Source organism: Variovorax sp. Varisp53, assembly GCF_059491555.1.
This window is the reverse complement of sequence record NZ_CP168512.1, coordinates 5016231-5031214: the sequence shown is the minus strand read 5'-3', so window position 1 is coordinate 5031214 and position 14984 is coordinate 5016231. Positions and strand designations below refer to the sequence as shown.

Annotated in this window: 16 protein-coding genes; 5 read left to right on the top strand and 11 right to left on the bottom strand. The window is 63.3% G+C overall.

Features of this window, described 5'->3' with window-relative positions:
• Positions 1–25: 25 nt before the first annotated feature.
• From ACEOAB_RS23600 to ACEOAB_RS23585, 4 genes are all read right to left on the bottom strand, one after another.
• The gene (locus tag ACEOAB_RS23600; protein ID WP_413751391.1) at positions 26–241 is read right to left on the bottom strand and encodes a hypothetical protein; all 216 of its coding nucleotides are present in this window, start codon (positions 239–241) and stop codon (positions 26–28) included.
• Positions 238–1032, bottom strand: a complete 795-nt coding sequence (locus tag ACEOAB_RS23595; RefSeq protein ID WP_495653010.1) for an ExeA family protein — start codon at positions 1030–1032, stop codon at positions 238–240. The genes ACEOAB_RS23600 and ACEOAB_RS23595 overlap by 4 nt, the downstream gene beginning before the upstream one ends.
• Before the next feature lies 1 nt (position 1033).
• Positions 1034–2356 carry a DDE-type integrase/transposase/recombinase gene (locus ACEOAB_RS23590; protein ID WP_413751255.1) on the bottom strand — a complete coding sequence of 441 codons (1323 nt, stop codon included), beginning with the start codon at positions 2354–2356 and terminating at the stop codon, positions 1034–1036.
• A gap of 129 nt (positions 2357–2485) precedes the next feature.
• On the bottom strand, positions 2486–3022 hold the full coding sequence (locus ACEOAB_RS23585; protein WP_413751254.1) for a hypothetical protein: 537 nt from the start codon (positions 3020–3022) through the stop codon (positions 2486–2488).
• A gap of 174 nt (positions 3023–3196) precedes the next feature.
• Here ACEOAB_RS23585 and ACEOAB_RS23580 point away from each other — a divergent pair, with 174 nt between their 5' ends.
• Both ACEOAB_RS23580 and ACEOAB_RS23575 read left to right on the top strand, forming a co-directional pair.
• Positions 3197–3706 carry a hypothetical protein gene (locus ACEOAB_RS23580; RefSeq protein WP_495653145.1) on the top strand — a complete coding sequence of 170 codons (510 nt, stop codon included), beginning with the start codon at positions 3197–3199 and terminating at the stop codon, positions 3704–3706.
• Positions 3707–3740: 34 nt separating this feature from the next.
• On the top strand, positions 3741–4343 hold the full coding sequence (locus ACEOAB_RS23575; RefSeq protein ID WP_413747822.1) for a hypothetical protein: 603 nt from the start codon (positions 3741–3743) through the stop codon (positions 4341–4343).
• A gap of 137 nt (positions 4344–4480) precedes the next feature.
• Here ACEOAB_RS23575 and ACEOAB_RS23570 read toward each other — a convergent pair whose 3' ends face one another.
• Positions 4481–5005, bottom strand: coding sequence for a hypothetical protein (locus tag ACEOAB_RS23570; RefSeq protein WP_413747821.1), 525 nt, complete (start codon positions 5003–5005; stop codon positions 4481–4483).
• Positions 5006–5178: 173 nt separating this feature from the next.
• On the opposite strand from ACEOAB_RS23570, the gene ACEOAB_RS23565 reads away from it, so the two are divergent.
• Positions 5179–5538 carry an H-NS histone family protein gene (locus ACEOAB_RS23565; protein ID WP_413747820.1) on the top strand — a complete coding sequence of 120 codons (360 nt, stop codon included), beginning with the start codon at positions 5179–5181 and terminating at the stop codon, positions 5536–5538.
• Between the two features lie 78 nt (positions 5539–5616).
• Here the strand turns inward: ACEOAB_RS23565 and ACEOAB_RS23560 are convergent, their stop codons facing one another.
• Positions 5617–6849 (bottom strand): hypothetical protein, encoded by a 1233-nt coding sequence (locus ACEOAB_RS23560; RefSeq protein WP_413747819.1) that lies wholly within the window; start codon positions 6847–6849, stop codon positions 5617–5619.
• An 873-nt stretch (positions 6850–7722) separates the two neighbouring features.
• Positions 7723–8766: an alpha/beta fold hydrolase gene (locus ACEOAB_RS23555; protein ID WP_413747818.1), complete on the bottom strand. Its 1044-nt coding sequence runs from the start codon at positions 8764–8766 to the stop codon at positions 7723–7725.
• A gap of 420 nt (positions 8767–9186) precedes the next feature.
• On the opposite strand from ACEOAB_RS23555, the gene ACEOAB_RS23550 reads away from it, so the two are divergent.
• Together ACEOAB_RS23550 and ACEOAB_RS23545 are read left to right on the top strand one after the other, a co-directional pair.
• Positions 9187–11067 (top strand): CocE/NonD family hydrolase, encoded by a 1881-nt coding sequence (locus ACEOAB_RS23550; RefSeq protein ID WP_413747817.1) that lies wholly within the window; start codon positions 9187–9189, stop codon positions 11065–11067.
• A 16-nt stretch (positions 11068–11083) separates the two neighbouring features.
• Entirely contained in the window at positions 11084–12079 is a 996-nt protein-coding gene (locus tag ACEOAB_RS23545; protein WP_413747816.1) for an acyltransferase family protein, read from the top strand.
• A 15-nt stretch (positions 12080–12094) separates the two neighbouring features.
• Here ACEOAB_RS23545 and ACEOAB_RS23540 read toward each other — a convergent pair whose 3' ends face one another.
• The 4 genes from ACEOAB_RS23540 to ACEOAB_RS23525 form a co-directional block, all read right to left on the bottom strand.
• Positions 12095–12844, bottom strand: a complete 750-nt coding sequence (locus tag ACEOAB_RS23540; protein ID WP_413747815.1) for an SDR family NAD(P)-dependent oxidoreductase — start codon at positions 12842–12844, stop codon at positions 12095–12097.
• 110 nt (positions 12845–12954) lie between these two features.
• The gene (locus ACEOAB_RS23535; RefSeq protein WP_413747814.1) at positions 12955–13500 is read right to left on the bottom strand and encodes an Ohr family peroxiredoxin; all 546 of its coding nucleotides are present in this window, start codon (positions 13498–13500) and stop codon (positions 12955–12957) included.
• A gap of 35 nt (positions 13501–13535) precedes the next feature.
• A complete protein-coding gene (locus ACEOAB_RS23530) occupies positions 13536–14117 on the bottom strand; it encodes a YceI family protein (protein WP_413747813.1) in 582 nt (193 codons plus the stop codon).
• A gap of 80 nt (positions 14118–14197) precedes the next feature.
• Positions 14198–14953, bottom strand: a complete 756-nt coding sequence (locus ACEOAB_RS23525) for an SDR family oxidoreductase (protein WP_413747812.1) — start codon at positions 14951–14953, stop codon at positions 14198–14200.
• Between the last annotated feature and the right edge of the window lie 31 nt (positions 14954–14984).

Sequence of the window (14984 nt, the reverse complement as noted above, 5' to 3'; positions counted from 1 at the left end):
GTTGATGAGCAAGTTGGCGGGGACCTCAGAACGGCGGGTCGTCGAGTTCGAGGTTCGGGTCTGGTTCGACGAGGTTGTGCCTGGAGCGGTCTTCGTAGAAGCGGCTGATCTGATCGCCGTAGCGCGCTTCGAAGAGATCGAAGAGGTATTCGAGGAAGTGGTAGATCTCGACGGCGGCATCGTCGCTGAGCCTGGGCAGCGGCACGTCGTCGAACCTCTTTGGTGTTGAGGCTTTCTTCATTGCAGCTCCGCGATGGCCAGTTGCAGGACCTCGTCCGGCAGATGGTTGAGCCCCTTGGGCACGGCCAGTCGCATGGCGGTGCACAGGATGCGCCCGGCCTGCCGGGGCAGGCCCTTGGAGGCCTGGCGCAGGATTTCCATGCCCGAGGTGGAGACGACGGTGTGCTGGCAACCGGCACTCGTCAGGGCGTGCTCGATGAGCGCGGCGAAGCGTTCGCGCTCCACCACGGGCTTGAGCTGGACGCGGGCCTGGATGCGGCTGTACAGCGCGGCATACGGCGCACGCTCGAGCATCTGCGCCAATGCCACATGCCCGACGAGCCAGACGGTGATGAGGTCGCGCGAGTCGAAGGCGAAGTTCAGGAACGCGGGGAAGTCGCGGAAGAACTCGCACGGCAGGTTCTGCGCCTCGTCGATGATCCACAACGGCGTCACCTGCTTGGTGTCGACCAGTTCGTGCACGCGCTGCTTGATGTCGCGCCAGAGCTGGGCGCGCCGGTAGCTGGGCTCGATCCCCAGGGCGCGCGCCAGGCCGCGGTAGATGTCCACGCGCCCGAAGTCGGTCTCGGCCTGGTAGAGCACCAGGTAGCGGTGCGGGTTGAGCGCGCGCGTGAGGCTGCGCAGGGCGGCAGTCTTGCCCACGCCGGGCTCGCCGGTGAGCAGGCCGATGCCCGGCGATTGCAGCAGCCAGTTGAAGCGCTGGGTGAGTTGTTCCAGGGCGCCGTCATCCCAGGGCTGGGCAACATCTTTGCCCAGCGGCGGGTGGCGCAAGCCGAAGTGCTGAAGGTACATGTCATTGCTCCTTCGTGCCGTGGTACTGGGCCAGGGCGATCTCCACCAGGTTGGGACCACTGCGCACACTGCCTGTGGCCACGTCGGGGTCGGGCTTGCGCCGGGTGCGGTGCTGGTTGGCGAGTTGATCGAGCTCGGTGGCGCTGCCCAGCGATGCACCAGCCTCGTCCTCGACGCCCACGACACGCTCGGCGTGCGGATCGACCACCAGCCTGACGGTCTTGCCCGAGAGCTCATAGGGCACCTCGAAGCGCCGGCCCAGATAGGACACCGTGCCGTCCTTCCTCACGAAGCGCGGCACCCGGTGGTGGAACAGCGCATCGAGATGAGCGGCCTTGGCACCCAGGCTGCGGATCCTGGGCAGGTCGCGCTGGTAGCGCGCCAGCGGCGTCATGCCACCGAGGCCGCCGTGCGCCGTCTGGTGGTAAATTTGCTCAAGCCAGGCCCACAGACGGGCATTGAGATCGCCCAGGCTCGTGATGTGGCGCTCGTCAATCTCCGTGAGGAATTGATCCCGACATGTCCGATGCCAGCGCTCGAGTTTCCCCTTTCCCTCTGGGGCATAAGGGCGGCAGAAGATGAGATGGATGCCCAGCCGAGCGCACAAGCCCTGCAGGGTGTGGGCCCGGTAAGCGGCGCCATTGTCGACAACGATTTTGGTTGGCACTCCACGACGCAACAGCGCTTGCTTGAGCACCCCTTGGACATCGAGCGCGGTCTCGCCCAGGCAGAACGCGCTGTGCGCGACCAGTCGCGAGGCATCGTCGATCAGCGACACCATGTAGGTCTTGCGCAGCTGCCCCTTGACGGGAACACGCGGGCCGTGCATCACGTCGCCGTACCAGATCGAGCCGGCGAACTCGGCTGTGAAGCTGCGCTTCTCCTCGGGCAGGCTGGCCGAGCCGGCCATCTGCGACAGGCCGTGCCGGTGCAGCAGCCGATGAATCGCCGAGCGCGACAGACTCTGGCTCGCCACGATTCCGGCGACTTCGAGCAAACGCAGGATCTGGCGGATCGAGCGCCGCGGATTGTCCCGCTTGGCCGCCAGCACCGCCTCCTGGATCGCCGGCGCGATCTTGGACTGACCGCGGTCCGCACGGATCTTGGGTTCCAGCCCATTGATGCCCTCGCGGCGCCATGCGTAGTACCAAGCCTGGATGGTCTTCTCGCCCAGATGGCGGCGCTGCGACTGGGGAATGGCGTACTCGCGCTGCGCAAGTTCGCGGATCACCTGCTGCAACTCGCCACGCTCGAGTCGTTCGCGGCTGACCAGTGGCCCCAGCACGGACAGCCGGAACAAGGCCTTGGGATCGATTTGCTTCATGTCATGCACCTTCAGGTTGTGGAGGTCCGATGACAGCGGCGATCCGTCTGCGACGGCAGGGGGCAAAGTGTGTGGGGGCCCCGCCCGGGCGGGGCCTGCGCTGTCCGCGCGCGATTCAGGGGCGACTCATCACGGGACGATCAGGTCCCGGTCCAGCCAGGCCATGGCCTGCTGCAGCGACAGTCTGTTGATCACGTTGCGCCAGAACGATTCGTGATCGGCGAATCGTCCGAACTCCGGGAACCGGCTACGCAGGAAGAAGGCAAAGCCCTCGCTGCGACCCCGCAGCCAGTCCCTCCAGCGCCGCACGGTGCGGCGATCACGGCACGTGCAGACCGCGCAACGGTGCACCGAGCAGCCACTCAACACGAGCAACAACACCACCTGCTGCACGGCCCAGTCATACCAGCGCCGAGGCGCGATGCATGCCGGCAGCCGCGAGCACGTGCGCTCGCATGCCCGGCACAGGAAGCGCAGCACCGCCACCGGATTGAGCGACTCGCCGCGACCCGCGCCGCGATCGGCCTTGCGGTGATAGCAACCGTGTCGCCACAGCCCGCCATGCCGGCAGTGCGGGCACGCTGTCGGGCGGTAAGCCTCACCACCTTCGGCCAAGGCCTGAGCGTGTTGTTCGAGGCTGGTGATGCTCGCTAGAATCCGCTGCATAGGCTGGTCTCAGTTGCTTCGTGGTGCTTGGTAACTTCACGATAACAAAGGAGAACCGGCCTATCTTGTTTGCGCCTTGTCCCGGCCTTGAACAGGCTGCATTCTCAAGTCGGCTCTAAAAGTCCAAAGGACACCCGGCGACCGCAGGCCCGGAACAACGACGGACATAACACCATGAACTTCGGCAGCGTCAGTAGTGATTATTTGACCTCCATGTATGGAAAGAACGAAGAGCGCGTGCATCAGGCGATCGAACGACTGCTCGACAAGAGGGCCGAGTCGGACGATCTGAAGGCGAACCTGGTGCGTCAAGTGAAGGAAGCACGAGATCTTCCACCGACAGTGCGTTTCGAGGTGCGCGGCAAAAAGATGGGCGTACCCGTCTTTGAACTCAAGAAGTTGAACGTCGAACGGTTCGAGCGATTCCACCTGTCCGAGGTCAAGAATCTCGATCAACTCGATGACTTCACGCGCGTTAACTTCTTGGCACTCGTGCGCGATACGGGTTTGCGGGCGGCCATCGCTCACTACGAGGGAACCCCCGAGCACAAGATGCTGAAGAAGGCAACCTCGCAATCGGCTGATTGGTGGCAGCCTGAGGGGATTTGGGAGCGCGGCATCAAGGCGTTGAAGCAGTCCGGGATCTTCCCGAAGGGTGCGTTCAAGAAGCCTCAAAACCGATAAGACACCCGGCATAACAGAATTCAAGTAGAAAATTATGAGTATCAAACCAAGCCAAAACCAGAAAGAAAAGCTCTTCGCAAACCATGATGACGCTATAGCGCGAGGGCCAATCGCGATCTTGACGTTGAAACCAGTGTTCGCAGTCTTTACTTCTTCGCCGGTGTCGCACCTGCTTTCAACTATGAGAAGTGACCAAAACCTAAGGCCAGAAAAAATGCTGGTCGCCTATGCGGCGAACAGGAGTCAATCAAATGAAGTTTTGTGCCTCCTGCAGCGGGCCGACCGTTCATGCCTCCTCGCCTTCTGGAACCTCGAAGTACTCGGTGCAAAGGCGCGCGCACTACGCAAGTCGGTGGAAGTGCTCGACCTTGCTGATGACTCTATTGAATTCGTCAACACCTGCAGTGCGCTCAATCCGTTCGCGGTAGACGGCTCGCGCTTTTGCGGAAGGCTCAACAATGATCCTCGCAGGTTCGAGCTGGCATTGACGTCGTCATCGTCGGCTGCTGATCACGCTGCGCTTCGGCCCTCGCTGCAACTTTACGAGATGGATGAGCAGCGCTTGACGCAGTTGCGATCGTTGGCGACCCAGCGGCAACAACCAGCGATCCGTTGGCGATACCGTCGCCTTCGGTAAAAGGGTGAGTGGACTCGAGCCTCTTTCGCTGCTCAACGGAGCGCCGAGGTTGGTGGGGTCGCCCATCAGATCGGACCATGGGACCATCCGCTCCGGGCTACCGCTCAAATTGACGAAGCCCCGATAGGGATGGGAAGCTATTTGAGCTTGGCGAAGTAGCCGAAGTTGAGTTGCAGTTCTCGATCCCAGAGTTCTGCGTCCGCCGTCAATCGAGGTGACGAACGGCGCAGTTTGCGGGCCAGCCGAAGAAATTCCGTATTGGGCTTTCCTATGGCTGGCCCCGTTACCAGCGCGGAAGCAATGAGATCTGCACCTTTGTAAGAATGAAGGCTCAGATAGGTAAGAAATTCGTCCGCGACTTCCAGATCGTGTTGCCGAATCACGTTACCGCCGTCCACGTCCATATTGGGCTGGTACGGACGCCCTTCGTTGACGGATGCGATGCAGAAAGTGACGTTCTTGACGAGTGCGCCATACGTCAAGGTTCTTTTCTCGCGTGCTGCCACGCCAAGCCGGTTGGCAATCTCTTCGAGCGCGTCATGATTGTGTGGCACGTACTGCCAGGAGCGCGAGGTTTCGCTGGCCAGTAGTTCGTCGTGCGTCGGAATGCCGAGGCCTTCGAGGCGGAGTTTGTAACCTGGGGAGTTGACGTGCAGCGACATCTCGTGAATGTGGGTGAAGTAATTTTCCAGATTGCACTGGATGGTGCTCGATCGTACTGTGCTTCACATACCCGACTGGCGAGACGGCAGCAATGTGCATTGCCGTGAGTTTTGACGAGAGGTGGTTCGATTCGGGTTTAATCTTGTACCTTCTTCCGATATAGGGCTTATTCATGGCAAAGACTTTCCTTCAGGTGCAAAAGCAGATCGAAGAACTCCAGCGTGAAGCTGAACAACTGCGCAAGAAAGAAGCGGATGGCGTGCTCAGCCGCATCAAAGAGGCAATCGCGGTGTATGGTTTCACTGCGGCTGACCTTGACTTTGGCAAGGCTGCTGGGCGTCCTGCTGCCAAGGCTGGCGTCGCCGCCAAGAAGACCCGGAAGGGCAAGAAGGCCGCCGCAGCGCCCGCTGCAGCAGTGCCGAAGTTCCAAGACGACCAGGGCAACGTGTGGAGCGGCCGTGGTCCTCGTCCCGCGTGGTTCAAAGCCGCGCTCGAGGCCGGCAAGTCCGCCGACGACCTGCTGGTCAAGTAGCAAGACTGTCATCCGGGGATGCCCGAGTGGCAATCCCGCTCATGTTCATCAACGGGCGGGCATGCGGCGGTTCAACCGTTAGCGGCGCGACGCAGCCGATTGGTAAATGTCTCGCGCTCGCTTCGCCGCCTCGGCCGCCTGGGCTTTGCTGATGCTGGGGAGCTCGAGCCCTTCGTCGCCGGCCGCATACAGTCCTCCGCCAAAGTCGCTGTCGTAGAACTGCCCGTCTCGTTCCCCTCCATCGTGGTACGCGCGCATGGTCGAGGCGGTGAGGTCGTGCCCATGCAGCAACGCTAACTGCTGCCATTGCCAAGCGTCCATCGCGTTGCCCGAATCCAGCGCTTCGGTCGCAAGTGTCCGAATCGCGTCCACGTCACCACGTGCGGCCATTTGCGTCAATGCGGTTGGGTCGCCTCGTCGTGCAAGTACGGCCAGGGCGTCAGGTGCACCCTCGGCCGCAGCGATGCGGAGCCACTTCAAGCGCTGGGTGTCGTCGGGTGCAAGCTCCGCCATGCGCAGCGCGCTCACGGGCCCTTCCATCTTGTCGACCACCTCATATAGCGCTCTGCCGCCCAGCAACTCTGCGCATTCCAGGGCGGCCATCCGATCGCCCAGTGACGCGGCGGCCTTGAGATGACGCACGTACTTTTCGTACAGCGGCGCGGCGCGCAGGTAACCCTCGACCCAGCCCTGCTCGATCAAGGAGAGCTTTCGGCCCTTCAGCGACTCTTCATACAAATATGGGCTCGGCCGCCCACCGCGATAGAACGCCGCCAGCGCATAGTGCGCAACGGGATCGTCCGGGCGAAGCTGAACCGCGCGCTCGAGGCCAGCGAGGAGGAGGGGAGACCTGGTTGGCAGCGCCGGACCTTGCGACTGACGGTGGGTAGTAGAGCGGGACTCGGTCTCCCATTCGTCGTCTTCCAGGTCTTCGTCCGCCAGTTCGTCCTCGTCATCGAAGCTCTCCCGCGAGCGTGAAGAAGACGCGTGCAACGCAGCTACGAGCGTTTGCCATTGGACAAACGACAGCTGCAGCTCACCAACCAGCTCAATCAGCGAGGCTGCCAAAAGCTCCGCGTCCGCTATCGAATACTCCAGCTGAATCGCTCGGCCCACTATCAGCGCGTAACCCTGCAGGCCCTCACCGTCGGTCCCCGCGTCTGCCAGTAACGCGGCCGCATCAAAGGCGGCCCACGATCGGAACCCCGCCGCCGCGGCAAACAGTTCGAGCACGTGCCCACGCTTGATTGGCGAGCCGGTGCGCGCCTGGAGACGAGACTGCGCAACATACGCCAGTTCTTTCAACGTCATTCGAAACTCCTTCGTTGTCGACACGTCGCCTCGGAAACGGAGCGTGCGTTTAAGTGCCCGAGGACGACAAGCGTCGGAAGAAGATCTGCGTTGAAACGAAGAGATGGAGAAACGACCCTTTTCTACTCGCGCGCAAGTAAGGTTGGCACCCGCCGCGTAGTCTAGCGTAGCCCCTGGGCGCCAATCAATAGCGGCTGTCCGCACGGTCCCCGCACGTTATCGTGGGTGTCGTAAACCCCCGTTTATCGGGACATGAGCATGTGCAGCAGTAGGTTGGAAGTTTTGGCGGAGTGGCTGCATCCTTGGTTTGAAATCTGCACGCGTAGGACCGCGCATGACGACTGCGGACTGGATGCAGTCGCTTAGATTTCGAGCCCGAATGACTACCTGCCTCGGAAGCTCGCACAAATTCTAGAGTCGGATTACTTCCAGCTCGAGCCGATCAAAGCTCTCTTGCGCTCCTCGTAGAAGCTGAGCGCGGTCTTCATGCCCGTTCAGGTAAGTGATCTGCTCGTTGTAGACCATGCAAGTGCCGCGCTTGTGAGCAAAGAATTCGACGATTACGAGCGAAACCGAGGGTACGCGCGCGTCGGGCTGGATGTCGTAGGCGAAGACGACGCGCCGCTTCGGGGTCTCCCAGGTTGAGCAGCCGCTTTTCTACTTCGATGCCCAACGCGTCAATCGCTATCAGAACTTCGTGGCAGTATGACGAGAGCGGGGGGTGGGTATAGCGTGAAGGCAGTCACGGGGAAATCAATATTTTCTTGTTCTGAAAAATACAGATTCGACGACCTCTCGAATCAAGTGCAGCCCTCGGGGCCGTGCGAAGCCGCTAGCGAAAGGCGGGCACGCCATCCACAACGTTTCTTAAGCTCAACGTGCGCGACGGTCTGCGCGAACGAGCTCCAGCACCGCGTCCGCAAACGCGCTCGGCGCCTCTTGCGGCAGGTTGTGTCCGGCGCCTGGTATCACGCGATGCGTACGTGGTCCCGTGAACTTCGCCGCCTGGGTCGAACCGTCGGTAGGTCCATGGGCGCCATCGTCGCCGCCATCCAGCGTCACCGTGCGCACCGGTATCGCAGGCAGCGACGCAAGCTTGCGATCGATCTCGGCATAGGCCGGGTCTCCCTTGACTGCACCGAATCGGTGGCGGAACGAATGTATCGAGACATCGACGTGATCGGGGTTGTCGAACGATGGGGCGGTGCGGGCGAAGGTTGCGTCGTCGAAGCGCCAGGTCGGTGACCACTGCTTCCAGAAAATCCGGTTCAACTCGCGGCGGTACTTTGCGTAGCCGGCACGTCCTCTCTCGGTCTGGAAGTAGAACTGCCACCAGAGCGGAACCTCGCTTTCGGGCTTCGCTGGAATCAATGCCGCGGATGGGTCCGCGAATGCGTAGCCGTTGCCCGACACCAGCCCCGCGCAGCGCTCGGGCCAGAGGGCAGCGACGGCGCTGGCCGCCTTGCCGCCCCAGTCGTATCCCGCCAGCACCGCGCGCGGCAATGCCAGTGCGTCGAGAAGGGCCAGCAGATCCGCGCCGAACGCCGCAAACTCACCCGAACGAAGCGTGCCTGCGTTCAGGAAGCGTGTGGGGCCGAAGCCGCGCAGATAGGGAACGATCACCCGGCAACCCGCGGCCCCCAGGATGGGGGCGACTTCGGCGTACGCCTCGATGTCGTACGGGAACCCGTGCAGAAGCACCACCGCAGGGCCATCGGTTGGGCCTGCTTCGTAGTAAGCGATGTTCAAGACGCCGGCATCGACGTTCTTCAGGTGTGCCGTGGCAAGGGCTGGTGATCCCATGCTCTTTGCGGATGCCACCCCGCCGCCCAGGGCCAGGTTCAGTCCGGCGAGGCCCGCACCCGCCACGGCGCCACGCAGCAGGCCGCGCCGGAGGAAGTCCATGCGATCGTTCATGCCGGGCTCGCCTCGCCACTGTCGCAGTGGTACGCAGTCGCGCATCCGACCTCCCGGCACGCGCCTTTCATCGGGGTCACCGAATCCGTCATCTGAATCTTTCCGTTGTCGAGTCGCACATGAAGCCGATGGTCTGGACCAGGACATCCGTCGTGCGTGTGTGGGAACCTTGAAGGCCGCATCGATCGTAGGTTCAGGCGGGGCCGGCCACTAGCCATGCGCAAGGACTCACCCTGTTGAGCGATGGACATCAATCGGTTCGATGGCGTGATGCAGAGTCGATGACCGCACCGCGCGACAGCGTCATCGGTGTGTACTTTGTGGAGGCAGGGTTTGTCGTGCGCAGGACTGCCGACAATGCAGCGATGCCCTAACATCGCCACCCGCCGCCGATCTGCCAAGCCCCCGAGTACAGGAACCATGAAGAAGTGCATCGCCGTCGTCATCACACTCACCACGGCGTTCGTCACCTCGCTCGCGGCACATGGGCAGGATGTCCCGCTGGACCCCGACACGGGCCTGCCGGCGTCGCGGCCTTTCGATTTCCCCGAGCAGGGACCGGTCGCACCCTTCTGGGCGAAGCGGCTCACCGGCTACTTCACGACTTCCGACGGGATCAGGCTGCGCTACAGCGTGCTCCTGCCGAAGGCATCGGGCAGGTTTCCCGTCATCTTGAGCATCAACGGTTACGACGCCGGCTCGATCGGGGGAACGCCCTACCTCCATTACAAGACATCGATGTCGATCGAACTCGACAAGCGGCTTGTCGAGGCCGGCTATGCGGTGATGGGCGTCAACGCCGCGGGCAGCGGATGTTCCGAAGGTCCGCTGGAGTACACGCGGCCACAACTCGGAAGACACGGTGCCGAAGCCGTCGAATTCGCGGCGTCGCAACCGTGGTCCGACGCCAAGGTGGGCATGGTCAACTGGTCGTACGGTGGCTCTTCCCAACTGGCGACGGCGCAGCACCGGCCGCCGCATCTTCGCGCCATCGTGCCCGGCATGGTGCTGACGGACTTCCGTGACGCCTTGATGCCCGGCGGCGTGCCGGCGCCCGGTTTCATCACGCCGCTGCGCAGGTCCATGCGCGCCTACTGGGAGAAGGTGGTCGCGCAGACAGCAAGGGAAGAAGGCGACGCCGCCTGCCTGGCGCAGATCCCGAAGAACCTCGCGGCCGAAGACACGAATTCCGTGATGCACCTGTTCCTGTCGCATCCCTTGCGGGACGATCGCATGAAGAGCTTCGACCTGGCGCCGCATGCCGACCGCGTGCAGGTTCCCGTGCTATCTCTCGAAGCATTCCAGGACCAGGCCATCACGCCGCGCAGCGGCTACTACCAGTCCCGGCTCGATCCGGCCAAGCTGTGGTCGGTGCAGACGAACGGCCGGCACGACATGTACCTGGCCTCGGATTTCCAGGCGATGGCTGCGCGTTTTCTGGACCGCTTCGTCAAGGGCGAGGACAACGGCTTCGAGCGCGACACACCACGCACCACCGTATGGATGGAAACCGCCGAAACGAGCGGCGGCAGCGCGCTCCAGCGGCGTGTTTCTCCCAAGGCCCGCTGGGTGGTGAAAAGAGGACAGATCCGCAGTGATGACCTGTCCGTCAAGGCGTTCCACCTGGGGGCGGGCCAGACCCTGGCCGACGCGCCTGGCTCCGGAGCCGCCGATGGCCTCGACTACCCGGGCGCCGGTGTGGTCGTCAACGACATTGCGGGAAGGAGTTTCTGGGGCCCGTTGCCCGGAGACTGGAAGACCACGGGGGTCGCCTACACATCACCGCCGTTGGGCGAAGACATGATAGTCTACGGGCCGGGCAGCGCCGACCTCTGGGTCACGGCCAGCGCCGGAGACGCCGACCTGCAGGTCACTGTCACCGAGCTCCGACCGGATGGGCAGGAGACTTATGTCCAGCGTGGCTGGCTGCGCTTGTCGAACCGCGCTCTGGACCCTGCGCGTTCGACGCCGTTGTTGCCCGTTCGGCTCGAACGGCCGGATCAGCCGATGCCGCTGCTGCCGGACCGGCCGGTCCTCGCCCGCGTCGAGATCCACAAGATGGGCCACTACTTTCGCAGCGGCTCGAGGCTGCGGATCTGGATCGACACGCCCGCCCAAACGGGCGGCCTGGTGTTCGACACCTTCACGCAGAAGCAGCGCCTCCATGTGCTGCACAACGTCAGGTACGACTCGGTGGTGCGGCTCGGCGTGCTGAAGGACGTCGAGGGACCGGCAAGCTACCCCGCATGCGGTGAGACGATCCTGCAGCCGTGCCGGCCGGATCCGCTGTCGATCCGCTGAGCGCGCACGGATGCCCATGCCATACAACCCGGCGCTCGATGGTGTTCGCGCGCTGTCGATCCTCGCTGTCGTCCTGTTCCACTGCGAAGTCCCCGGTGCGCGAGGCGGCTTCATCGGGCTGGACATCTTCTTCGTTCTTTCGGGCTACCTCATCACTTCGCTGTTGACGGCGGAGCACCGTCATGGCGGCATCGAGATCGGCCGCTTCTACGCCCGCCGGGCGCTGCGGTTGTACCCGACGCTGCTGCTCATGATCGCGGTCTATGTGGGGCTGGCCCCGATCCTCTGGCCGGCGGACGACCGCTGGCTTTCCGCCGTTCTGGCCGCGCTCTACGTCTACGACTATGCGCAGGCGTTCTGGAAGCTGACCTACACCATCGGCCACACATGGTCCCTGGGCGTGGAGGAAAAGTTCTACCTACTGTGGCCTCTTGTATTGCCGTTCCTCTTGCGAACGCGACATCCTGCCCGCTGGCTGGTGTCTGCATTCCTTGTCGTGACTGCATGGCGGTACTTCGTGGCCCTGAACTGGCCTTGGCAGCAGGCGTATTTCCGCTTCGACACGCGAATGAGCGGCATCCTGCTCGGGGCCATCGCGGCGCTGACCCATTGCAGGGTGTCGAAGCGCGCGCTCGCGATGGCTTGCATGGCGTTGCTGGTCCTCATGGCCCTGCCTTCGCTGCCGACGAGCAACCAGGCCGAGGCTGTCACGCTGCGCATCACATTGGCGGAGTTGTCCGCCTTCGTGCTGATCTGCTTTGCCGCGGAACACGGGAAGGCGAGGTTCCTCGCGTCGCGGCCCATGATCTACATCGGCAGACTGTCCTATGGCATCTATCTCTGGCATTTCCCATTGGTGCTGCTGCTGCGCGGTACACAGCCGTTGTGGATCACGCTGAGCGTGACCCTGGCGTTCTCGTTCGGTATGGCCGCGATCTGCCTGCATCTGGTGGACACGCCCCTGAAGAGATGGCGCCGGAAGGCGTGGCTGGAGGCCCGCAGTACCGCATGAGCGCGCAGCAGCTTTTCAGGTCAGCGCCATGCCGCCGTCGACCTTCAGGTTGACGCCCGTGACGAACACGCTGTCGTCGCTCGCCAGGAAAAGCGCTGCTTGCGCGAGCTCATTCGGTTGGCCCAGGCGTCCCAACGGGATCGCTGCCGCCATGCTCCTGTCGAACTCCGGCCGCGCGGATTCCGTGATGCCCAGCTTCGCCAGGATCGGCGTGTCGACCGGCCCCGGGCTCAACACATTGACCCGGATGCGGCGATCCTTGAGTTCGAGTGCCCAGTTGCGTGCGAAGGCCTCGACGGCCGCCTTGCTGCCTGCGTAGACCGCGTGGTTGTCCATCACCTTGCTGCCGGCGATCGAACTCGTGAGGATGATCGAGCCGCCATCGCGCATGAACGCCAGTGCCTTGGTCACGCCGAAGAACACCGCGCGCGTGTTGGTGGCGAACTGCAGGTCGTAGTTGTCCACGGTGACGGCGGCAGACGGCTCGAGAATGGCCGTTCCCGCATTCGCCACGTAGATGTCGATGGCGCCGAACCGCGCTTTCACCGCAGCGAGCAGACGGTCGTGCATTGCCAGGTCGGCCACATCGCCGACGAAGCCCATCGCGTCCGGTCCGATGCTTGCCAACGCCGCATCCACGGCGTCCTGACGGCGTCCCACGATGACGACGCGGGCGCCTTCCGCCGCGAAAGCCTGTGCGCATGCCAGGCCGATGCCGCTGTTGCCGCCGGTGATCACGGCGACTTTGCCGGAGAGTTTTTGCATGATGCCTTTCCTTGTTTAACGAGAGAGGGAGGTCTTCAACCCGGGTTGCCCATGTGCACTTCGGTAGTGGCGATCTCGCGGTTCAGGTTGGCCAGCTTCTGTGCGGCTTCCTAGCTCGCTAGCGCCACGATGCTGGTGATGCCGTTGCGAGCCATCTTTTCGTAGGGGCAGAATCGTTCGGTGCTCCGCACCAGTTCTTCGGCCACGCTTTTCTCGACATCGGGCAAGTGAATCCGGACATCGGCCGTGAGCATGAAGAGCCCGTCGACGGGGTCGCGTCCGAAAACGACGGACATCTGCACGTTGGCGTCGTGAACCGGAATCTTCCTTTTCGCTGCCAGCAGGTTCAGGGCCCCATGGAAGCACGCGGCATAGGCCGCTGCGAACAACTGCTCCGGGTTGGTGCCGCCACCGCCACCGCCGAGTGCGGTGGGAAGCCGCAACTGCACGTTCAGGTTGCCGTCGTCGGAGCGCGCCACGCCCGAGGCCCGTCCGTGTTCCGCTTCGCCGCCGCTCACCGTGACGACGGTCGAATAGATCGATTCGAATTCCTGCCCCTTGTACTTGTCGAGCAGTGCGATGGGTGGCGGGTGCAATGGTCCTGATTGCGCGGCTTCGGCTGCGGAGTCGGTGGCTGTATCTTTCTGCGTGGGCATTCCAGGCTTCCGTTCAATGAGGAGGAACGGTGCGCTCAGGCGGCTGAGACTTCGAGTTCGAAGGCTGCGCTGATGACGAGACCGAGTTCGTCGCCGATCATCGGGAGCGCGGCAGTGACGCCATACTCGCTGCGGCGGATGCGGCCCCGAATGTCGAATCCGATCGTGTAGACCTGCTTGGCTGGATTCATGCCGGCGCCGACGAAGCTCACGTCGAACGTGACGTTGCGCGTCACGCCGTGCAAGGCGAGCGCGCCGGTCACCTGAAACGAATTCTCGGCAAGGGAAAGAGGCGCGGCGAAGTCGAAGGCGATCGATGGAAACCGCTCGGCATCCAGCCAGTCGCGGCTCCTGAGTTCGTCGTCCAGGATCCGGCTCGTCGTTTTCACGTTGACGACCGGTACGGACACCGCAAGGCGCGTGTGGCTGCTGCTGGCTGACAGCGGAATGTCGAGCGTGCCGCCGGGCGCGGTGAACTCGCCGTGATAGGTCGAGATGCCGAAATGCGACACGCTGAACAGCACATGCGAATGCACAGGATCGATGACGTAGCGCCCGCGGCTGACGTCGGCCAGGTTCGACGCGGCGGAGGTGGAGAGTGGGGAGCTGTCGGGCATGGGGTTCACAAGGATTGGGAGAGAGGCCTTGGGGCAGGAGCCCCCGGCCGCATCGGGAAGCGGCCGGGAGGGGCTTCCTGTCAGCGTGCCGGCTTGGGCAGTGCGAACCAGGCCTCGAAGCCGAGGGCGCCGATGCGTGGGTTGGCGCCCGGCACCAGTGTGTCGTCCTTCAGCTCCGCGCCGAAGTAGCGTGCGTGCACGTCCTGGACGACCTTGCGCGGATCGTTGGTCTTGGCAAGAAAACGCTGCACGAGATCGGACAAGCGAACGCGCTCGGGGCCAGCAATTTCGACCACGCCATTCACCGGGCTGCCCAGTGTGTAGTCCGCCACGGCGGCCGCGACATCATCCGACGCGATCGGCTGTACGAAGGCCGGCGAGAGGTGCACGGTGTCACCGTCGGTGGCCGACTGCGCAATGCCGCCGAGGAACTCGAAGAACTGCGTCGAATGAACGATGGTGTACGGAATCTTCGATTCGCGGATCAGCTTTTCCTGCGCGATCTTGCCGCGGAAGTAGCCGCTTTCGGAGAGGCGGTCGGTGCCGACCACCGACAGCGCGACGTGGTGCTTCACGCCGGCAACCGCTTCCGCAGCCAGCAGGTTGCGCCCCGAGGTCTCGAAGAATTCGAGCACGGCCTTGTCCTCGAACGAGGGCGAGTTCGCCACGTCCAGCACCACCTGCGTGCCCTGAAGGACCTCGGCCAGGCCTTCGCCGGTGATGGTGTTGACGCCCGAGGCGGGCGATGCGGCAACGACCTCATGGCCGGAGTCGCGCAGCTTGCTGACGACCTTCGAGCCGATGAGGCCCGAGCCGCCGATGACAACGATCTTCATGATGATTTCCTTGTAGCCCGCAAGGGGCCGG